The sequence below is a fragment of the Streptomyces sp. NPDC029674 genome, from assembly GCF_044903205.1.
Classification (GTDB): Bacteria; Actinomycetota; Actinomycetes; order Streptomycetales; family Streptomycetaceae; genus Streptomyces.
In genome coordinates this window covers 1-25,046 of sequence record NZ_JBJDPY010000001.1, presented here as the reverse complement: position 1 = coordinate 25,046, position 25,046 = coordinate 1, and the positions used below count along the sequence as shown (strand labels likewise).

Here is a 25,046-nt window from a genome sequence, read left to right as displayed (position 1 = left end):
TCTCAGGCTGCCCACCAGACCGTTGAATCCGCAGGGAGTACGGTCCCCTCGGCACCCGGCCCGGCCTCCGGCGCCACGTCCGCGCTCGCGAGGAGCAGCGTGCCGGGCGTGGGCACCGTGACGGGGGAGGAGGACACGTTCGTCGTGCACACGAACGAACCGGCGGACGTGGTGCGGCGGAAGGCCAGCACGCCCTCGGGCGCCGGCTCCCACGCGATGTCACGGCCCGCCCCCAGCGCCGGATGCGCGCGGCGCACCGCGAGAGCGCGGCGGTAGAACTCCAGGGTCGACGCCGGGTCGCCCGTCTGCGCCGCCACCGACAGGTCCTTCCAGGAGTCAGGCTGCGGCAGCCAGCTCGGACCGCCCTCGACAGGGCCGAAGCCGAACGGCGCCCGCTCACCGGACCACGGCAGCGGCACCCGGCAGCCGTCCCGCGTGCCGTCCTGCCCCGAACCGCGGAAGAACGCCGGGTCCTGGCGCACCTCGTCCGGCAGCTCCGTCACCTCCGGCAGGCCCAGCTCCTCGCCCTGGTAGAGGTAGGCGGAGCCGGGCAGCGCCAGCATCAGCAGCGTGGCGGCCCGCGCCCGGCGCAGCCCGCGGGCCGCGTCGCCGTCGGCGAAGCGCGTCGAGTGCCGTACGACGTCGTGGTTGGAGAGCACCCAGGTGGCGGGCGCGTCCACGGCGCTCATCGCGGCGAGGGAGCGGTCGATGACGGCGCGCAGCGCGGCGGCGTCCCAGCCGGTCGTCAGATACTCGAAGTTGAAGGCCTGGTGCAGCTCGCCGCGGCGCAGGTAGAGGGCGCTGCGCTCGACCGTGGGGGTCCACGCCTCGGCGACGGCGATCCGCTCGGTGCCCGGCCCGGCGCCGTACTCGTCCAGGATGCGGCGCCAGTCGCGGTAGATCTCGTGCACGCCGTCCTGGTCGAAGTAGGGCACGGCCTGCTTGCCGAGCAGCCTGACCTGCTCCGCGTGGCCGATGTCCGGCAGGCCCGGCGCCTTGACCAGGCCGTGGGCGACGTCGATGCGGAAGCCGTCGACGCCGAGGTCGAGCCAGAAGCGCAGGACGGAGCGGAACTCGTCGTGGACGTCCGGGTGTTCCCAGTTGAAGTCGGGCTGCTCGGCCGCGAAGAGGTGGAGGTACCACTCGCCGTCCGCGACCCGGGTCCAGGCGGGGCCGCCGAAGACGGACTCCCAGTCGTTCGGGGGCAGCGTCCCGTCCGCGCCTCTGCCGGGGCGGAAGAAGAAGCGCTCGCGCGCCGCCGACCCGGGCCCGTCCCGCAGCGCCTGCCGGAACCACTCGTGCCGGTCGGAACAGTGGTTGGGGACGATGTCGACGATGAAGCGCAGACCGAGCGCGTGCGCCTCGCGGACGAGACGGTCGGCGTCGGCGAGGGTCCCGAACATCGGGTCGACGGCGCGGTAGTCCGCCACGTCGTACCCCGCGTCGGCCTGCGGCGACGCGTAGAAGGGCGAGAGCCAGACGGCGTCCACGCCCAGGTCGCGCAGGTACGGCAGGCGGGCCGTGATGCCGGGCAGATCGCCCATCCCGTCGCCGTCCCCGTCGGCGAAGCTGCGCGGATAGACCTGGTAGATGACCGCGTCGCGCCACCACTCCCGGACGGAGGCGGAGCCGGTGGTGGGGGCGGCGGTGGCGTTCTGGGTCATGTCGTCCCTTGGAAGTGCGGGGAGTTACGGGGGACAGGCGCGGGAGCGCGGGCGGAGCGGTCGGACACTCCGGTAAAACGCCCGGCGGAACGCGAAGGACACGACGGCCTCCGCCGCACCGGTGCGATCCGGCCCCGCGCACCGAGGGAACCCCCGCCCGGAGACGGGCGCAGATCGTATCGTCACGAAGCCTCCGCGAGAAGGAAGTTCCTGGATCTTCACCGTTCCCGGTCGTAGCACCGTCATCATCTCCCGGAGCGTCCGCCGGAGCGCTAACTTGGTCGGGCAGGCCCGCGGGGGGTCTGCCCCACCAGCCCCAAAGGGGCCCCGCGTGAGCGTCAACGGCAAGGCAGGCACCACGATCCTGGTGGTAGACGATGTCGCCGCCAGCCGGTATGCCCTGAGCGCCGTCCTGCGCAGGGACGGCCACTCCGTCGTGCTCGCGGCCAGCGCCAGTGAGGCGCTCATCGAACTCGACCTGCGGCGGCGCAACGGCGAACTGCCCGACGTGGCCCTCGTCGACGTCGGCCTGCCCGACATGAGCGGCTTCGAACTGTGCCGCCGCCTGAAGGAGTCACCGCCGTTCGCCGCGCTGCCCGTCGTGCACTTCTCGGCCGCCCGGATAGCCCCCGCCGACCGGTGCCGAGGCCTCGACGCGGGCGGCGAGGCCTATCTGACCGTGCCCGCCGAACCGGAGGAGATCCAGGCCGTCGTGCGGGCCGCCGCCCGCGGCGCACGCCACCGGACCGACGCCGAGGCGCAGGCCGGGCACCTGACCCGGCTCGCCGAGACGATCCTCGACGTGCAGTCGGCCCGCTGCCCGCGCGAGCTCGCCGAGGCCGCCGCCACCGGTGCCGCCCGCCTCACCCACGGCCCCGCCGCCGCGTTCGTCCTCGGCGACGACGGCGAGGTCCACCGCGGCCTGTCCCGGCGCAGAGCCGCCGCCTCACTGCCCGACGACGGCGCGCACGAAGCGGTGGCCCTCCTCATCGAGCGCGACATGTCGGGCCGGGTCGGCGTGCGCGACCTCTTCGTGCCCGCGCCCCTGTGGCCGGCCGGCTTCTTCCAGGCCGATCCGGCCCGCGACGGCGGAGTCCCGGACGGCGCCCGGCTCACCCTGGCCCGCGCCCGCGAAGGCGCCGCACCGGTGTGCCTCGCCACGCCCGCGTACGACCGCGGACTCGTGCCCGGCACCGGACGGTTCGTGGGCCGGCTCGCGCACGCCACCGCGGTCGCCGCCGAGCGGCTGCTGATGTACGAGGTGGAGCGGCACATCGCCCTGACCCTCCAGCGCAGCTTCCTGCCCGCGCACGTGCCCCAGATCCCCGGCACGGAAGTCGTCGTCCGCTACGAACCGGCCTCCCGCGACACGGAGATCGGCGGCGACTTCTACGCCTCGCTCAGCACCGCGCAGGGCCTCCTCACGGGCATCGGCGACGTCGTCGGGCACTCCCTGGACGCCGCCACCGTGATGGTCGAGATCCGGCACGCGCTGCGCGCCTACTGCATCGAGGACCCCGACCCCACGACGCTCGCCCGGCGCCTCGACAACATGCTGCAGCGCTACCACCCCGAGGTGACCGCCACCCTCTGCCTCGCCCTCGTCGACCCCGCCACCGGACACACCCGCGTCGCCAACGCCGGACACATCCCGCCCCTCATCGTCGGGGACGACGGCACCGCCGACTACCTCCGGGCCGGCGGCCCGCTGCTCGGCCTCGGCCTGAAGAGACCACCGGCCACCGAGACGGTCCTGCGCCCCACCGACCGGCTCCTCCTGATCACCGACGGCCTCATCGAGACCCGCGGCACCGACCTCGCCGTCTCCATGGAGCAGCTGCGCGAGGTCGCCGCCGCGGCGCCCCTCGGCGTCGCGGCCCTCTGCGACACCCTCCTCGCCTGCCTGGGGCACGGCCGCGACGACGACATCGCCCTGCTCGCCATGCGGCTGCGCGCGGACGGCTAGCAGACGCCTGGTCCGAGCGGCCGCTCCATGAGCAGGACCCCGTACGGGCTGCCGTCGGCGGCACGCTTGTCGCCGAGCTCTCCGACCACCGCGTAACCGTCCTCTTCGTAGTACGCGCGCAGCCGCGGATTGGACACCACGACGTCCAGGCGGCTCAGCGCGCGGCCCGCCGCGGCGATCCGCCGCTCGGCGTCCCGCAGCAGCGCCCGGCCCGTCCGGGCGGGCGCCCCGCGCCGCGTCATCAGCCGGTGCACATACCCGGCCACCGGCGGCTGGACGCCCCACGCCTGCTCGTCGGACCACCACAGCTCGTACGCCCCGAGAGCCCCCGCCCCGTCCCCTACGAGCCATACCTCCTCCGAGGGGGACTCGATCAGCCGGCGGAAGTGCCGCTCGTCCTTGGCGCCCGGCTTCCACTGGTCGATGCCGTGGTCCAGCATCCAGCGTGCCGCGCCTTCGTAGAGGCCGACCAGCGTGGTGAGGTCGGTCATGTCCGCCCTGCTGAACGTCAGTTGCGCCGTCATGTCGATCACCGTAAGGGTGGGTATGACACCGGACGAACAAGGGGTGGCCCATGCCGCAGATCACCGTCGACTACTCCGAGCAGCTCGCGGACGGCTTCGACCGCAGGGGGTTCGCCCTCGCCCTGCACCCGCTGCTCGCCGACGTCGCGGGCGCCGCGCCGGAGGCCTGCAAGACCCGGTTCGTGCGGACCGAGGAGTGCGTCGTGGGTGACGGCGCGGGCAGCGACGGCATCGTCCACGTCATGATCGGACTGCTGGCCGGGCGTTCGGCGGAGACCAAGGCGCGGGTGACGGAAGGCGCCCTTGAGCTCGTACGGCAGTACGTGAAGCCCGCCGACGGCCTGCGGCTGCACGCCTCCGCCGAGATCCGCGACCTGGACGCCTCCTACCGCAAGTCGGCGGAGGCCTGAGGCACCAGCGCGAACAGCCGGTCGAGGAGCTCGGTGAACGGGCCGTCGGCCGGCTCCGTGACGAGGATGCCGCGCAGCAGCGCCGCCATCTCCTCGTCGTACGCGGCGCTCACCGCGGCCAGCGCCGCGAAGTCGTGCACCAGCTGCAACTCCAGTTCGGCGCGCGGAATGCGCCGGCCGTCCAGCCAGATCAGCGCCGTCGACTCGGCGAGCGAAATCCAGGACCGCACGACGAGTTCGAGCCGGGCGGGCGGGTCCGTGACGCCCAGGTGCGCGAGGATCTGGTCGTAGGCCGCCTGCCGCACGGAGTCGATCAGCGCGTTCGTCGCCGAGGCCGTCTCCCGCGCGAGCGCCCCGCCCGCCGACACCGCGGGACCGCCCCGCATCAAGGCGGAGAAACCGGGCCCGTGCTCGTCGACGAAGTCGAGGAAGCGCCCCATCACCCGCAGCAGCCGCGCCCCGAGCGGACCCTCGCGGGGCTCCACGAACCGCTCGGCCAGGTCGTCCGCCGCCCGACGCAACGCCGCCTCGTAAAGGCTGAGTTTGCCGGGGAAGTAGTGGTAGACCAGCGGGCGCGAGATGCCCGCGGCCGCTGCTATCTCGTCGATGGAGACGTCGTCGGGCGAGCGGTGACTGAACAGCTCGAGCGCGACCCCGATCAGCTGCTGCCGCCGCTCCTCGACACCCATCCTGCGGCGCACCCCGGTTGTCATGCGAACACCTTACCGAGCAGAACCGGCCCCGCTGCCGACCGGTGCGCGCCCGCTCGCGGGTGCGCACCTCACATGTCGAGGACGAGCCGCTCACCGCGCGCCCGCGAGACGCAGATGAGCATGGAGCCGGCCCGCTCGCCGTCCGTGAGCAGCTCGTCGCGGTGGTCGATCTCCCCTTCCAGGACGCGCTGTTGGCACGTTCCGCAGAAGCCCTGCTCGCAGCTGTACGCGGTGTTCGGCAGCTCGGCGCGGACGGCTGCGAGCACCGTGGTGTCCGCCGCGACCGCCACCGTACGGCCGCTGCGGCGCAGTTCGACCTCGAATGCGGCGTTGCCGTCGGCCGACGTGCGTGGCGTGAAACGTTCGAGGTGCAGCGAACACCCGTCCGGCAGGACGGTGCCGACGGCGTCCATCAGCGCCTCGGGCCCGCACACGTGGACGGCGGTGCCGGGCGGTGTCCCGTCGAGGAAGGCGGCCAGGTCCGGCAGCCCGTCCTCGTCCTCCGCGACGACGGTGACGCGCTCCCGCCGGCCGCCGCCGAGCTTCTCGACCTCTTCCAGGAACGGCATCGAGGCCCGTGAACGCCCCCCGTACAGCAGCCGCCACTCCGTCCCGGACGCCTCGACGGCCCGCAGCATCGGCAGGATCGGCGTGATCCCGATGCCACCCGCCACGAAGACGTACGCCGCCGCGTCCGCGAGCGGGAAGCGATTGCGCGGCCCGCGCACCTCCACCCGAGCGCCTTCCCGGAGCCCGTGCACCTCGCGGGAACCGCCCCTGCCGCCCTGCTCGGCCGTGATCAGCCGGGTCGCGACGGTGTACGACGAGGAGTCCTCGGGGTCGCCGCAGAGCGAGTACTGCCGCACGAGCCCCGACGGCAGCACGACGTCGAGGTGGGCCCCCGGCTCCCACGCGGGCAAGTTCTCGCCCTCCAGGCGCAGTTGTACGACGCCGTCGGCGACCGTCTCGTGCCGGGCGACGCGGAGCCGCAGCGCCCGCGAGCGCGGCCGCCCGGAGACCGGCTCCTCCAGGGCGGGCAGCGGCCACAGCGGCGAAGTCGCGATGCGGCGCCGCATGGCCCGCCGGGCGAGCAAAGCGGCGCCCGCGACGAGGGCGACGGTGCGGATGCGGGGCATGTCAGACGGCCCCCTTCTCGGCGGCCAGGGCGGCGCGGGCGGCGGGCGATGAGGCGAGATAGGCGACGGCCTGCGCCGTGCTGCCCTCCTGCGAGGGGTGGTAACTGCGACTCAGGTAGCGGGGGATGGACCGGATCATGTCACCGGTGGAGGGCAGCGTCCCCGCCTTCCCGCTCCGGTGGAAGTCCTTGAAGCTCGCCCTGCCGTCGACGAGCGTCGGGTCGTTCTCCATGAAGAACCGCGCCCCGCGCTGCCACAGGAAGACCAGGGCGCTGAACGCGGTCGCCCACGTCCTGGCCCGCCGCCGGTAGCCGCCGTCGACGTGCATGAACAGCTCGAAGGCGACGGAGCGGTGCTCGACCTCCTCCGCGCCGTGCCAGCGCAGCAGGTCCAGCATCGTCGGGTCGGCGCCCCTGCGGTCCAGCTCCTCGGCGTTCAGCACCCAGTTGCCGAGGAACGCGGTGTAGTGCTCGATGGCCGCGATCATCGCGACGCGCTCCATCAGCCACCACCGGCGCGCCCTGCCCGGCGGCAGCGTCCGGTCGCCGAGCAGCTTCTCGAAGAGCCAGTCGACCTGCGCGGTGTACGGCGTCGGGTCGAGCCCCTGCTCCTTGAGGTGCGGCAGGACCTCGTCGTGGGCCTGCGCGTGCATCGCCTCCTGGCCGATGAACCCGATGACGTCCGCGCGCAGCCGCTCGTCACGGATGAGCGGCAGCACCTGCTTGTAGACGTGCACGAACCAGCGCTCACCGGCGGGCAGCAGCAGATGCAGCACGTTGATGGTGTGCGTGGTGAACGGGTCGTCCGGGAGCCAGTGGAGCGGGGTGCTCTCCCAGGAGAAGGAGACGTTGCGTGCCTTGAGCGCTATGTGCTCGGACGCGACGGGCTCGGGCGCCCGGCTCTGCGTATTAGACATGGCGTCAATGTACTGATGGGTAGTACGGGGGTACAGGGGTCTGCGCGCGGAACTTCCGCGCTCCTACCGCAGCGTCTGCACCTTCGTGCCGTCGCCGAGCCTGCCGCTGAGCCGCGCCTGCGCGGTCCGCTCCGTCCTGGTGGCGAGGAGGTTGCCGGCCACGCGCGTGCCGCCGGACGCGGTGATGGAGGTGACGTTCTTGCTGCCCGCGCCGAGGAGGTACCAGCTGCCGGCCCGGGACTTCCACAGGACGCCCGCGAGCACGTGCGGGCTGCGGGGGCCGCAGTCGGGGGAGTCCGCGGCCTGCGCGGCGACGGCGCCCGAGGGCCCGTCGGCGGTCCGGAACTCGGCGAGGGTCCGGCTGCCCATTCCCCGCCAGGTCTCGGCACGCGTACAGGCCCAGTCCGCGACGCCGTTGCCCTCGGGCAGCGCCTGCCGGGCGTACGTCCACGAGTTCACGGACCGGATGCCGTGCGAGCGCACCGACGCGAGGGAGCACGCCGACTTCGACCAGTCCGCGGCGGTGGCCTCGCGCGGGGCCTGCGGGCGGCCCGCGGTCAGATGGGCGGGGACCAGCTCCCCGAGGTCGGTCGACATGCGCACCGCGCCCGAGCGGTCGCGCAGCCGCAGCGCGTTCCACGACGCGCAGTGGCCGGTCGCCGACGGTCCGGCGAAGGGCGCGGTGACGCCGTCCTCGGAACGGCGCAGGGCGACGGGGCCCGCGGCCGGCTTCAGCAGGTCCTGCACCGAGGCGGACCGGACCCAGGGAGCCGTCAGGTAGCGGATGTTCCCGTCGGCGCGGTCGACGACGACGGCGTCCGCCTCGGTGCCGGTCGCGCCGTCCACGCGCGCGAAGTCGAGCGCCGCGCCGCTCGTGCCCTTGCGCGGTTCCGCGTACCGCACGATGCGCAGGCCGTCGTAGAGCAGCACCACGCGCGCGGAGTCGATCTCGCCGGCGAAGAGCAGCTGGGCGGGGCCGGGCGGCGCCCCGGCCGCGGTGCCCGGCGTCGCCGAGACCTGCACGGACTCGCCGGGCCGCGCCCAGACGGCGAGGGCGCGGCGCAGCAGCTCCTTGTCGCCGACGAGGTTGCCGCGGGCGGGCCACGCGGAGAAGTCGACACGAGCGGAACGTTTCCACGCCCCCGCGGGCGCCGCTCTCAACTGCCCCGGATCGAGCGCGGCCTGGGCGGCCGGGTTCTGCGCGTAGGGCGGCGCGGCGGCGCCGTCGGGCCCCCAGCCGTCACCGGGCATCCCGAGCAGGGCCCCGCACACCAGCGCGGCGGCGACCGCGACACCCGCGGCCTTCATGTGCTGCCTGCGCCGCATCAGGTCGGTCGGCCTGGCCTGCAAGGTGCAGGGGTCGAACCCGGGCGACGCGAGCAGCTCGTACTGCGCGTCGATGTCGTCGGCCTCGTCCAGGGCCTCCTCGGGGTACTCGCAGCCCGCGGCGGCGAGCACGGCGCACACGCCGTCGTCGTCGAGGCCCTCCATCCCGCGCAGTACGTAGGCGGCGCGGGCGGCACCCGACAGCTCGGCCAGCTCCTGGTCCAGGGCGAGCTCTTCGGCGCCCCCCGAACGCGGGAAGAGCCGCAGCCCCCGGACCTGCGGCAGCAGCGGCGGCAGCTGGGCCCGCTTGGGCCACGAGGTCCACCGCAGGGGGAGCCCGGCGTCGAGCGCGCAGCGCACCACCTGGAGACGAACGCACGCGTACGCCGGATCGCCGTGCGGCCCACCGCTCCCGCGGCCCCGCTGCGACGGGACGACGACCGCCTCACCCGTCCTGCGGCTGCGCGGCAGGGCGCGCTGGGTGAGCGCGTGCGCGGTCAGGACCCGGCGGTTGCGGCCGAGGCTCGGTGGCAGCACCAGATAGGCCAGCCGCACGAGCCTCGGGTAGTGCTCGACGAGGGCGGCCTCGGCCTGCTCCACGTCGACGACGGGGGCGGGGCCGCTGGGCTTCGGGGACTTCGACGGAGACTGCACATTCGACGACACGTTCAGCAAAACGAGCGAATCCTCGGTTGGTCACCTCATGGCCGGCCGTCCGCCACGAGCGCGCGGGCGTAATTCGCCATCGACCGCTGGTAGCGCGGCAGATGAGGGGCGAGGGCGCCCAGCACGAGGGCGAGGCCCTCGCGCTCCCGGCCGAGATCCGCGAGACACAGGGCGAGGCAGGCCCGCACGGCGTCGTCCAACTCGTCGGACGGCGCGTCCAGTTCGGCCCTCAGCAGGGCGACTCCTTCCTCGGCCCGCCCCACGTTCCGCAACGAACTCGCGAGCTGTACGGCCGTACGCCGCCTGCGGTACCCGTCGAGGCCGCGCTCCAGGGCTTCCTGGTAGAGCGGCACGGCGCGGTCGGAGTGGCCGGTGGAGTCGAAGGCGCAGGCGCGCTCGAAGAGGCCGACGGGGTGGTCCGGCGGCAACTCGTCCGCGAGCGCGTCGATCACGCGCCTGAACGCCGCGCCCTCCTCCTCCCCGTAGGAGTCGAACTCCCCCCAGGCCTCCGCTACCCGCTGCTCCCACGCCGCATCCATGCGCCCACGGTGCCAGCCGCTCCACTCCTCAGCCACTCCTTTTTCCGGGGCGGGGCGGGGTGGGTTCTGCCCTGCGCCGGCCTGCGGGGGTAGGGGCGACTAGCCCGCCGCTTCGCGGCGGATGTATCCCACCCACCCGCCCGTTTGCCCCGCGACGCCTTGCGGGAGTAGGGGCGACTAGCCCGCCGCTTCGCGGCGGAAGTTTCCCACCCGCCCGCCCGTTCGCCCCGCGACGCCCTGCGGGAGTAGGAGCGAGTCGCCCCACCGGGGCGCAGGCGCTCACGCGCAGGAGGGGGTGTGGGGGTATGTGCGAACGGAGCACCGAGCGCACTCTGGCGTCTTTGGACTTGAGGCGTGACGCAGGGATAGCGAGTACGCACATACCCCCGCGCCCCCGCCCCACAGACGAAGCGAAGGCGCACACCCCAGCCGAGGGCGCCCCCTACCCGCCCAACTCCCACCCGCTGAACTCCACCGTCCCGCGCTCCCCGTCACCCCCATTCGTCGCGCTCATGAACAGCCCAACGTCCAGGCCCGCCGCCGCCCCCGGCACCTGTACCGTCGCCACGGTGCGCCACGTCGCCCCGTCGTCCGTGGAGCAGGACCCCGTGAAGGAGGGGCCCGCGCCGCGGGTGAGGCGGAGGAGGACCGGGGCCTTGATGCCGGTGATGCGCTGGTACGTGTCCAGCGTGCCGTCCCCGTTCGTGTCGTAGGAGAGGACGACCCCGTTGGCGGGGGTCACGGCGAGGTTCACGAAGCCGGGGGAGAGAGGCGTGCGCAGGGAGTTGCGGGCGATGAGACCGGCCCGCGCCCACGGCCCAGTGACCGCCTGCGCGTCGACCCGGACCGTCACGGAGACCCCGTCCCGCAGCGCCCCGCCCCGGTACAGCGTCCCGAACTCGGCCGTGCCCTTCCACAGGTCGGCGCCGCCCCCGTTGATCGCGTACCGCCCGTCCAGTTCCCCGAAGACGGCCGCGTTGTTGCTGTAGCTCAGCCACGCGTCGCTCACGGGGCCGGCCTCGAACAGCGTCCCTTCGTGGACGGAGCGGATGCGGCGCTCACCCAAGGGGCCGTAGCGGACGGCGATTTCGTACGGGTGGGTGCGGAGTGGACGGTCCAGGGGAGTCTCCGGCGTGGCGGCCCGCCACGTGACCTTGCCCGTTCCCGCGGGTTCGACGCGGGGCAGCGACTCGGGCCCGACCGGCTCCGCGTCGATGCCGGTCAACGCGAAGTCGACGCGGCCGGTGGCGCGCAGCCCGTTGACGTTGCGGAAGGTCGCCGTCAGGAGGGAGCGGCCGCCCGGGGGGACGGCGGGCGGGTCCGCCGTGACTTCCAGGGTGCCCTGGTAGGGCGCCCGCGCCAGCACGTCCCGTACGCGCGAGGCGGCCCGGTACGGCGTGCCGACGGGCCGCAGCGGATAGTCCTCGCGCTCCCGCGTCCACGCTTCCTCGAAGGCGAACCAGTCCACCGGCCGCGCCGCCCGCCCCGCCGACAGCGCGTCCTCCAGCTCGTCGAGCCACTTCTGCCACCGCGGCACGTAGAAGTCGCCCATGAGGCCGTGCCATTCACGGTTGCCGTAGTCGTGGAGGCGGCCCGCGTCGGAGGTGGCGCGGTCGCCCCACACGGTGATCAGGACCTTCGCGGTCCGTTCGAACTCGGCGCGTTCGGCGTCGTTCGTAGCCATGCGGCGGGCGTCCTCGATCCAGGGACCGAGCAGGAACGCCGGGTGCGTGCCCGTCACTTCGTCCGAGAGGCGCATCAGGCGCAGCCAGAGCCGGGAGAGGGAGCCGAAGGCGGCCCGGTCCTTCCTCTCGTACGCGGTGCGCAGCTGCGGCAGGAGCTGCCGGCTGCGGTGGGCGAGGGCCTGCCGGGCGACGTCGACCAGGTCGTGCCGGTAGGCGGCGCTGCCGCGCAGCCCGCCGGCCACCCCGAGGAGTCCGGTCAGGGCGGCGTCGAAGCGGCCCGGGTCGTAGGTGAGTGCGCGCGGCGCGTACTCCGCGGCGCGGGCGGCCGCGAGGTCGGGCCGCGCGGCGAAGAGCGAGTCGTGCGGGTCGCTGCGCTCGACGGCGGTGTGCCGGTAGGCGGTGTCGTGCAGCGCGCGCCACGCGGCCCGCGCGCCCCGGTCGCGGCCGCCGTACCGGAAGTCGGCGTACGAGGAGAACCACGCGGCGCGGTCCGGCGGGGTCTTCATCCAGGCCAGCTCGGAGAAGAGCTCGAAGGCGGCGGGGTCCCGGTCGGTGGCCTCCGGCATGAAGGCGGTGCCGACGAGCGCGCTGCCGGCCTTGTCGCGCCAGGCGAAGAACTTCTCGTTCCAGAGGTGGGTGCGCGCCCCGATCGTCGTGCGGCCCCCGAAGTTGGGGATGGTCCCGAAGGCGTACGGCGTGCCGCCCCAGTCCTTCTCCCGGTCCGTCACGCTCGCGTACCGGTCCGAGACGCCGTCGACGATGAGCATCCGCTTCTTGTCGACGGCGTTCAGGAGCGCGGGCAGCGGATTGGCCTCCCAGCCGAGGATGACCCAGATCGCGCCGGGCCGCGCCTTGCGCAGAGCGGTCTCCACGCCTTGCGCGGCGGCGGGCACGGGCACGTCGCCCGCGGTGCCGCCCTCGTGCAGGAGGTCCATCTTGAAGAGGTCGGCGGGGCCGAAGAGCTGTTCCTGGTGCCGGTAGAAGGAGGCGGCGACCTTGGCGAAGGCCGTGGTGCGGGGGTCGAGCCAGTCGGGTCTCCGGAACCCGTGCCAGACGCCCTGCGGCACGACCCGCGCGTCCCCGCCGTTGCGCTCGACGAACCCGTCGGGGACGTGACCGTAGTAGCCGGGGAGCACCGGGGCGATCCCGAGCTCCCGCAGCCGCCTGACGATGCGCTGCCCCAACTCCGCACGGTCGTCGATGAGTTGTTGCGAGAGGGGCCCGCCGTACCCGGAGAGGTTCTGGAGCAGCCACCACGGCTGGTGCGAGGGGGCGGGCAGCCACGCCCTGGACTCGGCGTCGGAGTAGCCGAACTCTTGCAGGACACGGTGGTACACGGCCTCGGCGCCCGCGATGACCAGGACTTCGTTGCAGCCGTGCAGGGCGAGTACGTCGATCATGCGCTCCCAGTACGCCCAGTCGGCGTACGGCGCGGTGTACCCGTCGTTGGTGTCGTTCAGGGCGAACCGGTGGGGGAGCGTGGTGGAACGTTCCAGCGGCCGGGCCGGGGCGGGCAGTCTGCGCGGCAGGTCGAGCTGGCTGCCGTTCCAGGTGATGTGGGCCCCGCACACGTACTTCAGGTACCAGTGGACGCCGGTGAGCAGTACGGCGGGCGTCGTGCCGGACACCTCGATCCGGCCGGTGGAGCCGGTGACTCTGAAGCGGTCCTCGTGGGCCCCGCGGTTCTCGCGGCCGCGCGCGGGGACGAGTCTGAGCCGGATCTGCTCCGCGTGGTGCGGCAGGAGTCTGTTGAGCGCTGAGCGCGCGGCATCCGTATCCAAGGCGGGAGCCTCGGCGGGTCGCGCGGCCGCGGTGCCGGTCAGGGCCGGCAGGCCGCCGACCGCGGCACCGAGGCCGAGGGCCCCCGCGCTGCCGAGCACGGTACGTCGGGACGGTTCGGACATGTGTACCCCCTGGGGTGAAGGCTGCGCGCACGGTATCCGCGTCGCCCCGAGTGCTCAACGGTCCACGTGGAGCGGGCGGGTCGAGTTAGCTGAAAGGGAGTGCCGGGACGATGAGGGCAGCACGGAGCGCGCTTTCGGGCATGGCTGTGGGAGTCCTGCTGACGGTGGTGGGTTGCGGCTCGGGGGGTGACGGCACACCACGCACGGCGAGCGGCAGCCTGGAGCAGCTGGCGGCCGAGGCGGGATGCAGGCCCGACGTCCGGACGGACGCGGCAGAACTGCGCCAGGCCACCTGTGAGAACGGTGCCCGGCGCTACGTCCTCGTAACCTTTACAAACGCCCGTGGCCAGGCCGAATGGCTCGACGAGGCGAACGACTACGGCGGTACGTACCTCGTCGGCGGCAGCAGCTGGGTCGCGGTCGGGGACGCCGACGACATCACGGCGCTGCGCGACCGCCTCGGCGGAACCGTGGTGGACGCCGCGGGGAGGCACGGCGGCCACCACGGCCCGCACGAGGGGTGAGCGCGCCCGCGGTCGGGGCGGGCGCGCGGGTCTGTGTCAGGTGCAGCGCTGACCCGAGTTGACGCACTTCGCGACGCGCCGCATCAGCCGCTCGTCGAAGACGTTGATGAAGTCGCCGTGGTCGGTGACGGGCTTGTGCAGTTGCTCGGGGAACGAGTCGACGGCGAATCCGGGGCCCGGCGGCACGTCGTACACGACGCGCTGCACCAGCTGGGGAATGGCCCGGAAGCCCTGCGGACAGGCGCCGGTGCGCGGGTCGGCGAAGGCGACGTGGGTGCGGTGGTTGGCGCTGTCGGTGTTCTGTCCGTCCCAGCAGCTCTGGAAGTTGAACGTCCGGACGACCTTGCTGCCCTCGGGGCAGATCGGGTATTTGTCCCTCAGCTGCCGGTTCTCGAATCCGGTGCAGCTCCACGACGCGTTGGCGTTGGCGTCGCCGTTCGTGAACGCCTTGGCGTCACCCGTGATGATGCGCAGGAAACGCGGCATCGCGACGACCTTGCTCACCGGATTCCCGGCGAATTTCAGCGTGACGGAGGCGGGTGTCTGGATTTCGCCGGTGTTCTGGTCCTTTCCGCCGCCGTCGGCCTGGGCGTCGTCCTCGTTCTCGCCGTTCTGCAGCCTCAGGACGGGCCAGTAGTACGTCGACTTGTCGCCCTGGTTGCGGCAGCTGGTCTGTCCGGCGGCGAGGTCGTCATCGCTGGAGAAGGCGTCCGTCGCCTGGTTTCCCACGTAGTCGTGCATGTGGTGGGCGCCGTTGCTCACGCCCGGCGCGACGATGACGTTGTCCGGATTGAACTTGCCGTTCTCGTTCCGCCCGCATTTCGTGGTGAACGCGCCGCGTGAGGCGTTGCGGCCGTCGCGGGGGCGTTTCACATTCGGCCGGACGGACTCGATCTCGACGAAGTCATCGGCCTCGGGCCCATTGCCGCTCTGCCCCTGTTCTTGTCCTTGTTCCTGGTCGTCGGCGCGCAGCGTGCAGGGTGCCATGCCGTCCAGCCCCTCGGGGGGCCGGACACCGGCCTGGTCCAGGGCGTTCGTGATGCCGTCGAGGGTTTCCCTGCGCTTCTCCTCCAGGGGCGGGAGCAGCGACTCCTTGTCCCGCGTCCGCTCGAACCGCCCGTACGCCTCCGTGATCTGCCCGTCGAGATCGGCGAGTCGCCGGTCGACTTCGCCGCGCGCGGCATCGGGCACCTCGGGCAGCTGATTGCCCACGTCCGGGCAGCTGATGGTCGACACCTGCTGCCCGGCACTCTCCGGGGGAGGCCGATCCGCGCCGTCTTCGGCGTTCGCGTAGACGTTCACGGCGACCAGGCCGCCGCCGCCCATGATGAACGCTGCCGACGTGGCGACGACGCGCCGCGTCAGCCTTGATCGTTTTCGTGAGGTACGTCCCATGGGGCTACATACGCATCAGCGGCCCGGCGCGTTCAGCGCCCCCGGCCGAGGGTTCAGCGCCCCTGGTCCAGGTACGCCAGGACCGCGAGCACCCGCCGGTTGTCGTCGTCGGAGACCGCCAGATCCAGTTTCCCGAAGATGTTGGACGTGTGCTTCGCGATGGCCCGCTCGGTGACGACGAGCTGTGCCGCGATGGCCGCGTTCGACCGGCCCTGCGCCATGAGTTCGAGCACTTCGCGCTCGCGCGGGGTGAGCGCCCCGAGCGGCTGGTCGGTGGCGCGCCGCGACAGGAGCTGCTGGATGACCTGCGGGTCCATCGCGGTGCCGCCGGCCGCGACCCTGCGTACGGCGTCGATGAACTGCGCGGCGTCGAACACCCGGTCCTTGAGGAGGTAGCCGACGCCGCCGGTCCCGTCGGCGAGGAGCTCGCGCGCGTACAGCTGCTCCACGTGCTGGGAGAGGACCAGGACGGGCAGCCCCGGCCTGGCCCGGCGGGCGGCGAGCGCGCACTGCAGGCCCTCGTCCGTGTGGGACGGCGGAAGCCGGACGTCCACGACGGCGACGTCCGGCTGCAACTCCTCCAGGGCCCTGGTCAGTTCGGGCCCGCTCTCCACGGCCGCCGCGATCTCGAAGTCGAACGCCTCCAGCATCCGCACCAAACCGTCGCGCAGCAGGAAGAGGTCTTCGGCTAGGACAACTCGCAAGGGATCTCCATGGTCACCATGGTCGGACCGCCCGCGGGGCTGCTGACGGCAAGTACGCCGTCGAATGTACCGAGCCGGCGTTCGACGCCGGTCAGCCCGGACCCCGAACCGATGGCGGCGCCGCCCTTGCCGTTGTCCGTGACGGCGATGCGCAGCATGCCGTCCGCGTGGTGCATGTCCACCCAGATCCGGTCGGCCCCCGAGTGCTTGATCGCGTTGGTCAGGGACTCGCTCACCGCGAAGTACGCGGCGGACTCGACCGACTCCTCGGCCCGCCCCGTCAGCTCCACGTCGACCTCGGTGGTGATCGGGAGGCGCAGCGCGAGGGCCTTCACCGCGTCGCCGAGGCCGCGTTCGGCGAGGACCGGCGGGTGGATGCCGCGGACCAGGTCGCGCAGTTCGGTCAGCGCCTCGCCGGAGTTCTGCCGCGCCTTGGCGAGCAGCTCCTTGGCCTTGGCGGGGTCGGACTCGATCAGCGCCTCGATGGTGCCGAGGTCCATGCCCATGGCGACCAGGCGGGCCTGCGCGCCGTCGTGCAGGTCGCGCTCGATGCGGCGCAGCTCGGCGGCGGAGTTGTCGACGGCGTCGTGCCGGGTCTCGGTCAGCCGGTCCACGCGCCGCGCCAGTTCGCGCTCCCGCATGCTCGTGGTGGGGGCGAGGAGCGTACGGGCGAGGAGGAAGTGGGCGCGTACGAGGGAGGGGTTGACGAAGACGCCGAGGACGAAGAAGCCCGTGCCGAGCAGCGCGGCCTGGTTGGCGGTGGACTGCGAGGTGACGTGGATGAAGGCGAACCACTCGCCGCCGCCCGCGTTGTAGATCGGCTCCCAGACGCCGAGGGCGAGGACCCAGCCGTACAGCATGTAGAGCATCAGCGCGGGGGCGAAGACCGCGACTATCGGGGCCGCGGTCATGTTGACCAGCAGCCACTGGAGGTCGCGCCAGGTCGCCGGGTCCTTCAGCATCAGCGTGCAGCGCTCCACCTGCCCCGTGACGCCGGTCCGCAGGTCGGCGGGGAAGGCGCGGTAGGCGTCCGGGATCGTCACGCCGGACCACTCGGCGGCCAGGTTGCGGTAGGAGTTCGCGTACTTGCGCACGCCCGTGAGGACGAGCGGAGTCGTGAAGACGCCGATACCCAGCAGGATGAACGCGATCGAGAGGACCGAGAACACGAACAGGACGATCGAGCCCACCAGCGCGTAGATCGTCAGCCAGAGGCCCCTCGCCCCCGCGACCACTGCGTCCTTGAGCCTCGTCATGGTCATCAGTCCCTCTCGTCGTCCCCGTGTCCGGCCGCGTTCCGTGCGTCCGGCACCGTTACATCCTCGCTGGTACGGCGGGTGCGGGTCATTGGGCCCGGCACCCGGCCCGGGGGTGTACCTGACGACACCCCCCGGCCTCGCCCTGTGCTTCAGCGAGAGGGGGCTTCGGCGGCTGGGGCGCACGGCCGCCGATTCCTAGCGTGAGTCACGTCTTATCCGACGCATATTCACGCAGACTTGATGGGGGCGAAGCGCCATGAGGCGGAACCTCGCGGCACGACTCGGTGTGTGGAGCGCACACCACCGGAAGGCGGCCATCCTCGGCTGGCTGGTCTTCGTGGTCCTGGCCACGGCCATCGGCGGGGCCTCCGGCATGGTCACCGCTTCCGACGACGAGATGGGCGTCGGCGACTCGGGCCGGGCCGCCACCATCCTGAAGGACGCGGGCATCGAAGAGCCGGCGGGCGAGCTCGTCATGGTCACCGCGCGCACCGCCGGCGGATGGCGGGACGCGGCGGCCGACCTGTCGAAGGCGCTGACCGCGACCGGCGACGTACGCGGCCTCAAGGCGCCGCTGCCCTCAGAGGACGGCAGGGACGCGCTGCTCCGGTTCGAGATCAAGGGCCCGGGGGACGAGGCCGCCGACCGCGTACAGCCGGTCCTCGACGCCGTGGCGAAGGCCGAGGAGGACGGCAAGGGCCAGGGCATCTCCGTCCGCCAGTTCGGCGACGCGAGCTCCGAGAAGCAGCTGTCCGACCTGCTCGCCGACGACCTGAAGAAGGCCGAGTTCACCGCGGTGCCGCTCGCGCTCGGCATTCTCCTGGTCGCCTTCGGCGCCGTCGTCGCGGCGCTGCTCCCGGTGGGGCTCGCGCTCACCGCGTGCGTGGCGGCGTTCGGGCTGCTCTCGCTCGCCAGCCACCAGCTGCACCTGTTCGAGACGACGTACTCCGTGATGTTCCTGATGGGCCTCGCGGTCGGCGTCGACTACTGCCTGTTCTACCTGCGCCGCGAGCGGGACGAGCGCGCCGCGGGACGGGACGCCGAGACGGCGCTGCGGATCGCCGCGGCCACCAGCGGCCGCGCCGTCCTGGTCTCCGGCCTCACCGTGATGGTCGCCATGGCGGGCATGTTCCTGTCCGGCCTGCTCCTCTTCGAGGGGTTCGCCGTCGCCACGATCCTCGTGGTGTGCGTGGCGATGCTCGGCTCGGTCACGGTCCTGCCCGCGCTGCTCGCCGCGCTCGGCGACCGCATCGACGCCGGCCGCATCCCCTTCCTCAACCGCCGTGCCAAGAAGGGCGTGCACGCCAGTGGCGGCACCGCGGCGAAGATCCTCAAGCCCGTCCTCGCCCGCCCGAAGTTCTTCGCCGTCGGTGCCGCGGCCGTCCTGCTCGCCCTGGCCGCCCCCGCACTCGGCATGAAGACCGAACAGCTTGGCCTGGAGAAGCAGTTCGGCTCCGACGCCCCGCTCTCCGTCTCCTACCAGCGGATCACCGAGGAGTTCCCCGGCGGACCCGCTCCCGCCCGGGTGGTCGTCGAGTCCGACGACATCGGCGCGCAGCCGGTGCGGGCCGCGCTCGACTCGCTGACCGAGAAGGCCGGTGACGGGGCCGAACTCACCGTCCACAAGGCGGCCGGCGTCGCCGAGATCGAGATCCCGCTGCCCGGCGACGGCACCGACGCCGAGGCGAAGAAGGCCCTGCACGAGCTGCGCGACGACACGGTCCCCGCGGCCTTCGAGGGCGTGGACGCGACGGCGTACGTCGGCGGTGACCTGGCCTCCTCCGAGGACTTCAGCGACCAGCTCAGCAAGGGCATCGTCCCGGTCTTCGCCTTCATCGCCGCGGTGACCTTCCTCCTGATGCTCTTCAGCTTCCGCTCGGTGGTGATCGCGGTGACGTCGATCGGACTGAACCTGCTGTCGGTGGGCGCCGCCTACGGCGTCATGACCGCCGTCTTCCAGCACGGCTGGGGCGCGGAGCTGATCGGCTCGGAGAAGGTCGGCGCGATCGAGAACTGGATGCCGCTGTTCGTCCTCGTCGTCCTCTTCGGCCTCTCCATGGACTACCACGTGTTCGTGGTCTCCCGGATCCGTGAGGCCCGCGACCGGGGCATGGACAACCGCTCGGCGATCCACGAGGGCATCACGCGCACGGCGGGCGCGGTCACCGGCGCGGCCGTGATCATGGTGGCGGTCTTCGCGGTGTTCGGCACGCTGTCCATGCAGGACATGCAGCAGATGGGCGTGGGCCTCGGCGTGGCGGTCCTGCTGGACGCGACGGTCGTCCGCATGATCCTGCTGCCGTCCCTGATGACCCTGCTCGGCGAGCGCAACTGGCACACGCCGCGGTACCTGCGGTGGCTCCCGCGGATCTCCCACGCGGAGGAGGCACCGACCGCGCCGCCGCGTCCCGACCCGTACAACACCCCGGTGGCGAGCGGCCGTTGACGAGACACCCGCACACCTGACGTGGCCCCGGCGCCTGCACCGCGCCGGGGCCACGCCCTGTCACCTCACAGGCCGAGCGCCTTCGCCTCCTTCTCGGGGGCGAGCCCCACGACCGGCCGGTCGGGCCGCTGCGGCGCCGTCCCGCCGATGGACCGCAGCCACTCCCACGTGTCCCGCACCGTCTCGGCGGCGGGCCGGGTCCGAAGGCCCGCCGCGACCGCCTTCTCCGATGACGTCCGGTGCATCGTGTCGTGCAGCTCGCCCGGGGCCAGCCACACCGGCAGCTCCATCCACGGCTCGATGCCCGCGTCGAGCACGGCCCGCGGCTCCGTCCAGCGCAGCTCCGCCTCGGGCCCCGCCACCTCCACGCACGCGTCGAGGAGTTCCCCCATCGTGATCCGCCCCATCGGGCTGATCAGGTTGTACGCCCCGTGCAGCCCGGCGGCGGCCGCGTCCAGGACGAACTCGGCGAGGTCCCGCACGTCGACGTACTGGATGGCGAGGTCCCGCGGCCCGGGGGCCAGCACGGGCCCGCCGCGCGCCACCCGGTTCAGCCACCACGGCAGCCGCCCGATGTTCTCGTACGGGCCGAGGATGAGACCGGCCCGCGCGAGCACCGTCCGCTCCGCGCCGAATTCGGCGATCGCCGCGAGCTCGCCGCCCCGCTTGTCCTCCGCGTACGCCGACGCGTCCGCGTCCGGGTCGCCGTCCACCACGGGGAAGCTCTCGTCGGAGCCGGCCTCGCCCGGGTAGCGGTACACGGAGCCGCTGGACACGTACACGTACCGCCCGGCGCGCCCCGCGAGCAGCCGGGCCGACTCCCGCACCACCCGGGGCGCCGCCGACCAGGTGTCGACCACCACGTCCCACTCGCCGTCGGCGAGCCCGGCGAGGCCGCCCTCGACGGTGCGGTCGCCGTGCACGACCTGTGCGCCCTCGGGCGCCGCGTGGTGACCGCGGTGGAAGACGGTCACCTCCCAGCCCCGGGCGAGGGCCGCCTCGGTGACCGCACGCCCCACGAATTCGGTGCCGCCCAGCATCAGAAGTCTCATGGTGGTGACTCTGCCCCGCCGACCCGGGTCCTGTGAACCGGATTCTGCTCGGGGCAGAGCCGGGAACCGCAGCTCAGCGCGGGGTCGGCGGCGCGTACTTGTAGCCGACGCGGCGGACCGTCTGGATCGTCCTGCGGTGCTCGGCGCCCAGCTTGCGCCGCAGCCGCGCGACGTGGACGTCGACGGTACGGCCGTCGCCCACGTGGCCGTACCCCCACACCGTCGTCACCAACTGGTCGCGGGTGTGCACCCGGTGGGGGTGCGCGACGAGGTGCGCGAGCAGCTCGAACTCCAGGTACGTGAGGTCGAGGGAGCGCCCCTCGACCTCGGCGGCGCGCCGCGCGGTGTCGATCCTGATCGGTCCTGCGGCGGGCGCGGGCGGCGCGGGCGGTGCCTCGGTCGGTACGAGGACGAGGTAGCCGACCATCGGCGGCTGCCCCGGCAGGGTCGGCAGGGTGTGCTGCGGCGCGGGCAGCCACGTGGCGCCGGGCGGCAGGACGTCGGAGATCCGCGCGATGGGGTGGGGCTCGTCGGGGTCGACGGCCCGCAGGCGTCCCCGGGACGCGGGGACGGGGGCCGCGGGAGTGGCGGTGGCGGTCGCGGTGGCAGTGAAGGTACGGGAGTTCGCCATGGTGGGATCAGCTCTTTCGCGCGAAGAAGGAGTCGTCGAGAACGAGACGTACGTCGTGCGCGTCAGGCGAAGGCCGGAGGGGCGGCTGTGGAAGCCCGCGGCAACGGCTTTAGAGGGCCCGCGCGTTCATCGCGCGGCAACACACCCGGTCGAAGTCGTGATGCTGCCGGGAGGGCCAGAAAGGCTCGAGGTCATGACGACCCGTCGAGGTGTTCCGGTGGCTGCCCATGGCTCCATTGAATCAGATGGCGACGGGGGCGCCCACCGGTATCGGTGGGCGCCCCCGTCGGTGGCGATCGAGTGCGATCAGGGTGCGATCAGACCTGGCCGGCCTTCTCCAGCGCGGTGCAGCAGGTGTCGACGAGCAGCCGCGTCACGACGTACGGGTCGACGTTCGCGTTCGGGCGCCGGTCCTCGATGTAGCCCTTCTGCTCCACCTCGACCTGCCACGGGATGCGGACGGAGGCGCCGCGGTCGGAGACGCCGTACTTGTACTCGTCCCAGGGGGCGGTCTCGTGCAGGCCGGTGAGGCGGTCGTCGATGCCCGCGCCGTAGTTCTTGACGTGGTCCAGCGGCTTCGAGCCCTCGCCGAGGGCCTCGCAGGCGGTGATGATGGGCGCGTAACCCTCGCGCATCGCCTTCGTCGAGAAGTTCGTGTGCGCGCCGGCGCCGTTCCAGTCGCCCTTGACCGGCTTCGGGTCGAGGGTCGCGGAGACCTTGAAGTCCTCGGCGGTGCGGTAGAGCAGCCAGCGGGCGATCCACAGCTGGTCGGAGACCTCCAGCGGAGCCAGCGGGCCGACCTGGAACTCCCACTGGCCGGGCATGACCTCGGCGTTGATGCCGGAGATGCCGAGGCCGGCCTTGAGGCAGTTCTCCAGGTGCGCCTCGACGACGTCACGGCCGAAGATTTCGTCCGAGCCGACGCCGCAGTAGTAGCCGCCCTGCGCGGCGGGGAAGCCGCCGACGGGGAAGCCGAGCGGGCGGTCGCCCTCGAAGAACGTGTACTCCTGCTCGATGCCGAAGATCGGCTCCTGCGCGGCGAAGCGGCCCGCGACCTCGGCCAGCTCGGCGCGGGTGTTGGACTCGTGCGGCGTCATGTCCGTGTTGAGGACCTCGCACAGGACGAGGATGTCGTCGCCGCCGCGGATCGGGTCCGGGCAGGTGTGGACGGGCTTGAGGACGCGGTCGGAGGCGTGGCCCTCGGCCTGGTTCGTGCTGGATCCGTCGAAGCCCCAGAGCGGCAGCTCGGCGCCCTTCGCGTCGTCCGCCAGGATCTTGGTCTTGGAGCGGAGCTTGGCGGTCGGCGCGGTGCCGTCGATCCAGATGTACTCAGCCTTGAAGGTCACGGGGGCCTCATCCTCATAACGCTCGGTACGGCGCAGAACGTGCGGGTGCTGCGGTGCCGTGGTGATGTGCGGCAGCTTGGCAACCCGCGATTTCCCGGCCGTTGCTCTTATGTGAACCCCGTGTTACCTGAGGCGGCTGTGGCCCGGCTCACGGCACCGCCCGCCCGCGGCCATGACACAGGCGCTCAGCGGGACAGCGCGTCCCGTACCGCCTCCTCCGTGCGGGCCACCACCGCCGTGCCGTCGTCCGCCGTGATGATGGGGCGCTGGATCAGCTTGGGGTGGTCGGCGAGAGCCTTGATCCAGCGGTCGCGGCCCGTGGCGTCGCGCGGCCAGGCCTTCCGGTCCTTGAGGTCCAGGTCCTTGGCGGCCTGCTCCTGGGTCCGCGTGATCTCCCACGGTTCGAGGCCGAGGCGGTCGAGGACGGCACGGATCTCGTCCTCGCTCGGCACGTCGTCCAGGTAGCGGCGGACGGTGTAGTCCGCGCCCTCCGCGTCGAGCAGCGTGAGTGCGCTGCGGCACTTCGAACAGGCGGGGTTGATCCAGATCTCCATGCCGCACACGCTACCCGCGAACCACCCGTCCCAGGGCTTCGCGCAGGCCTCTGTTCGAATACCGCAAAGCCCCTCTGGCCAGGGCGGATTGTCAGTGCCCGGCGGTAGAATCACAGTAGTGTTCGAGGGCGCCGACGGGGGGCCCCGATCGCGACAGGAGGATGCCTGTGCCCGCTGCCGCACTGAAGTCGAAGTCCGTGTCTCAACCCGTCCTCATCGACGTGCCGTACGTACCGCTCCAGAAGAGGGCGCTGCCCGCCGGCCGCCCCCGAGAGTGGTACGTCAACCACAACCGCCGCCTCAAGGCCATGCGCCTGGCCATCGCCCTGCTCGACTCGGGCGTCCTCACGCCGAACCAGGCGAAGAACAGCACGATACGGCGCATGGCGGAGGACGTCGGGATCCACCCGCCGTCCGACATCACCTGTCACATGGTGCGGGCGCTGATGCGGTACAGCCGCTGAGCAAATGCGGGGCCCGTGGAGGGAGTTGGCCTCCGCGGGCCCCGCACGCACAACCGCACGCATGCGCGCAAGGGGCTGTGCGGTCATGTGTGCGATGGGACATGCTGTGCCTCATGACCCAGCCGGAGCCCGTCGGCGAACTGCCGCTCCTGACGACCGCCGAACTGCCGGACGGCACCCGCCTTCCCGTGCGCGCCCTGTGCGCCCCCGCACCGGAACGCTTCCTTCCGTCCGGCTCGGGCCCGGCGCCCGGGCCGCCGCCGGCCCCCGCGGTGCTCATCCTGCCCGCCATGGGCACCCCCGCCCGCTTCTACCGCCGCTTCGCACGCCGGCTGCACGACGAAGGGCTGACGGTCCTCACCGTCGACCTGCGCGGCCAGGGCGAGGCGACCCCGCGCGCCACCGGACGGGGCGCGCCCGGCCACGGCTACCGCGCGATCGTCGAGGAGGACATCCCCGCGGTCGTCACGGCGGTCCGCGCCGAGCTCGGCACCGAACCGCCCCTCTTCCTCCTCGGCCACAGCCTCGGCGGCCAGCTCGCTCTCGTATACGCATCACTGGCCGCCGGCCGGGACGGCTCCGGAGTCGACGGGGTGGCGGTCGTCGCCACGGGATCGGTGTGGTTCCGCGCGTACGGCCCGTGGCGCGGCCCCGGCCTGCTCCTGGCGCAGGCGCTCATCACGGCGACGGCGGCCGTGCTCGGCCGCTGGCCCGGCACCCGGCTCGGCTTCGGCGGCGACCAGCCCAAGGGCGTCATGCGCGACTGGGCGCGCCAGGTGCGCACGGGCCGCTACAGCGGCAAGGGCTCCGCGCTCGACTACGAGGCGGCGCTCGCCACCCTGGACCTGCCCGTCCTCGCGGTCTCCGTCGACGACGACACGCTCGCCCCTGCCACCGCCCTCGACCACCTGCTCGGCAAGGTCCCGCGGGCCCGCCTCACCCGCCGCCACTGCACGGCACAGGAGGCGGACGCCCGGCTCGACCACTTCGCGTGGACGCGCGCGGGCGGCGCGCTCGCCAAGTGGGTGGCGGCGTGGGCCACGGCGCCAGGGGCATAGGGCGTGTCTTTCGGATCAGCCCGGGCCCGCGACGCCTGGCACGGCGCCTCGCGGCGTTGTCGCATCGCCCACGGACACCCGGTCCGCGGGCGATGCTCCGCCTTGCGATGCACCGCACCAGACGCCGCGGGCTGACCGGACCGATCCAAAAGACACGCCCTAGC

21 protein-coding genes are annotated in these 25,046 nt (G+C 72.8%); 6 read left to right on the top strand and 15 right to left on the bottom strand.

Going from position 1 to position 25,046, the window contains the following annotated elements:
• Positions 1 to 2: 2 nt before the first annotated feature.
• Complete coding sequence (locus ACI2L3_RS00105) at positions 3 to 1,664, bottom strand: glycoside hydrolase family 13 protein (protein ID WP_404750016.1); 1,662 nt, start codon at positions 1,662 to 1,664, stop codon at positions 3 to 5.
• A gap of 331 nt (positions 1,665 to 1,995) precedes the next feature.
• Between ACI2L3_RS00105 and ACI2L3_RS00100 the strand changes: the two genes are divergently transcribed.
• Positions 1,996 to 3,630, top strand: coding sequence for a SpoIIE family protein phosphatase (locus ACI2L3_RS00100; RefSeq protein ID WP_404750015.1), 1,635 nt, complete (start codon positions 1,996 to 1,998; stop codon positions 3,628 to 3,630).
• On the opposite strand, the gene ACI2L3_RS00095 is transcribed toward ACI2L3_RS00100, so the two are convergent.
• Positions 3,627 to 4,154, bottom strand: a complete 528-nt coding sequence (locus tag ACI2L3_RS00095; RefSeq protein WP_404750014.1) for a GNAT family N-acetyltransferase — start codon at positions 4,152 to 4,154, stop codon at positions 3,627 to 3,629. The two genes, ACI2L3_RS00100 and ACI2L3_RS00095, sit on opposite strands and share 4 nt — an antisense overlap.
• A 50-nt stretch (positions 4,155 to 4,204) precedes the next feature.
• Between ACI2L3_RS00095 and ACI2L3_RS00090 the strand changes: the two genes are divergently transcribed.
• The gene (locus ACI2L3_RS00090) at positions 4,205 to 4,564 is read left to right on the top strand and encodes a 5-carboxymethyl-2-hydroxymuconate Delta-isomerase (protein ID WP_404750013.1); all 360 of its coding nucleotides are present in this window, start codon (positions 4,205 to 4,207) and stop codon (positions 4,562 to 4,564) included.
• On the opposite strand, the gene ACI2L3_RS00085 is transcribed toward ACI2L3_RS00090, so the two are convergent.
• The 6 genes from ACI2L3_RS00085 to ACI2L3_RS00060 form a co-directional block, all read right to left on the bottom strand.
• Entirely contained in the window at positions 4,540 to 5,277 is a 738-nt protein-coding gene (locus ACI2L3_RS00085) for a TetR/AcrR family transcriptional regulator (RefSeq protein ID WP_404750012.1), read from the bottom strand. The genes ACI2L3_RS00090 and ACI2L3_RS00085 overlap by 25 nt on opposite strands.
• 68 nt (positions 5,278 to 5,345) lie before the next feature.
• Complete coding sequence (locus ACI2L3_RS00080; protein ID WP_404750011.1) at positions 5,346 to 6,413, bottom strand: PDR/VanB family oxidoreductase; 1,068 nt, start codon at positions 6,411 to 6,413, stop codon at positions 5,346 to 5,348.
• Position 6,414: 1 nt separating this feature from the next.
• Positions 6,415 to 7,329 (bottom strand): metal-dependent hydrolase, encoded by a 915-nt coding sequence (locus ACI2L3_RS00075; RefSeq protein ID WP_404750010.1) that lies wholly within the window; start codon positions 7,327 to 7,329, stop codon positions 6,415 to 6,417.
• A 63-nt stretch (positions 7,330 to 7,392) separates the two neighbouring features.
• On the bottom strand, positions 7,393 to 9,309 hold the full coding sequence (locus ACI2L3_RS00070; RefSeq protein WP_404750009.1) for a hypothetical protein: 1,917 nt from the start codon (positions 9,307 to 9,309) through the stop codon (positions 7,393 to 7,395).
• Positions 9,310 to 9,356: 47 nt separating this feature from the next.
• Complete coding sequence (locus ACI2L3_RS00065; RefSeq protein WP_404750008.1) at positions 9,357 to 9,860, bottom strand: tetratricopeptide repeat protein; 504 nt, start codon at positions 9,858 to 9,860, stop codon at positions 9,357 to 9,359.
• A 442-nt stretch (positions 9,861 to 10,302) separates the two neighbouring features.
• Positions 10,303 to 13,449 carry an alpha-N-acetylglucosaminidase gene (locus ACI2L3_RS00060; RefSeq protein ID WP_404750007.1) on the bottom strand — a complete coding sequence of 1,049 codons (3,147 nt, stop codon included), beginning with the start codon at positions 13,447 to 13,449 and terminating at the stop codon, positions 10,303 to 10,305.
• A 140-nt stretch (positions 13,450 to 13,589) separates the two neighbouring features.
• Here ACI2L3_RS00060 and ACI2L3_RS00055 point away from each other — a divergent pair, with 140 nt between their 5' ends.
• Positions 13,590 to 13,973 (top strand): hypothetical protein, encoded by a 384-nt coding sequence (locus tag ACI2L3_RS00055; RefSeq protein WP_404750006.1) that lies wholly within the window; start codon positions 13,590 to 13,592, stop codon positions 13,971 to 13,973.
• 36 nt (positions 13,974 to 14,009) lie between these two features.
• On the opposite strand, the gene ACI2L3_RS00050 is transcribed toward ACI2L3_RS00055, so the two are convergent.
• From ACI2L3_RS00050 to ACI2L3_RS00040, 3 genes are read right to left on the bottom strand one after another with little or no spacing between them, the layout of a single operon-like run.
• Positions 14,010 to 15,368 carry a DUF1996 domain-containing protein gene (locus ACI2L3_RS00050; RefSeq protein ID WP_404750005.1) on the bottom strand — a complete coding sequence of 453 codons (1,359 nt, stop codon included), beginning with the start codon at positions 15,366 to 15,368 and terminating at the stop codon, positions 14,010 to 14,012.
• 53 nt (positions 15,369 to 15,421) lie between these two features.
• Positions 15,422 to 16,072, bottom strand: a complete 651-nt coding sequence (locus ACI2L3_RS00045; protein WP_404750004.1) for a LuxR C-terminal-related transcriptional regulator — start codon at positions 16,070 to 16,072, stop codon at positions 15,422 to 15,424.
• Entirely contained in the window at positions 16,057 to 17,334 is a 1,278-nt protein-coding gene (locus ACI2L3_RS00040; RefSeq protein WP_404750003.1) for a sensor histidine kinase, read from the bottom strand. Before ACI2L3_RS00040 ends, ACI2L3_RS00045 begins: the two co-directional genes overlap by 16 nt.
• 253 nt (positions 17,335 to 17,587) lie before the next feature.
• Here ACI2L3_RS00040 and ACI2L3_RS00035 point away from each other — a divergent pair, with 253 nt between their 5' ends.
• Positions 17,588 to 19,777 carry an MMPL family transporter gene (locus ACI2L3_RS00035; RefSeq protein WP_404750002.1) on the top strand — a complete coding sequence of 730 codons (2,190 nt, stop codon included), beginning with the start codon at positions 17,588 to 17,590 and terminating at the stop codon, positions 19,775 to 19,777.
• 65 nt (positions 19,778 to 19,842) lie between these two features.
• Here the strand turns inward: ACI2L3_RS00035 and ACI2L3_RS00030 are convergent, their stop codons facing one another.
• The 4 genes from ACI2L3_RS00030 to ACI2L3_RS00015 form a co-directional block, all read right to left on the bottom strand.
• Entirely contained in the window at positions 19,843 to 20,829 is a 987-nt protein-coding gene (locus ACI2L3_RS00030; RefSeq protein ID WP_404750001.1) for an NAD-dependent epimerase/dehydratase family protein, read from the bottom strand.
• Between the two features lie 73 nt (positions 20,830 to 20,902).
• Positions 20,903 to 21,460 (bottom strand): winged helix-turn-helix domain-containing protein, encoded by a 558-nt coding sequence (locus ACI2L3_RS00025; RefSeq protein ID WP_404750000.1) that lies wholly within the window; start codon positions 21,458 to 21,460, stop codon positions 20,903 to 20,905.
• A 317-nt stretch (positions 21,461 to 21,777) separates the two neighbouring features.
• Positions 21,778 to 22,806: a glutamine synthetase gene (glnII, locus tag ACI2L3_RS00020; protein ID WP_404749999.1), complete on the bottom strand. Its 1,029-nt coding sequence runs from the start codon at positions 22,804 to 22,806 to the stop codon at positions 21,778 to 21,780.
• A gap of 185 nt (positions 22,807 to 22,991) precedes the next feature.
• Positions 22,992 to 23,360, bottom strand: coding sequence for an arsenate reductase family protein (locus ACI2L3_RS00015; protein ID WP_404749998.1), 369 nt, complete (start codon positions 23,358 to 23,360; stop codon positions 22,992 to 22,994).
• A 167-nt stretch (positions 23,361 to 23,527) separates the two neighbouring features.
• Between ACI2L3_RS00015 and ACI2L3_RS00010 the strand changes: the two genes are divergently transcribed.
• Complete coding sequence (locus tag ACI2L3_RS00010) at positions 23,528 to 23,824, top strand: hypothetical protein (protein WP_404749997.1); 297 nt, start codon at positions 23,528 to 23,530, stop codon at positions 23,822 to 23,824.
• Between the two features lie 113 nt (positions 23,825 to 23,937).
• Entirely contained in the window at positions 23,938 to 24,882 is a 945-nt protein-coding gene (locus tag ACI2L3_RS00005; protein ID WP_404749996.1) for an alpha/beta fold hydrolase, read from the top strand.
• Positions 24,883 to 25,046 lie beyond the last annotated feature (164 nt).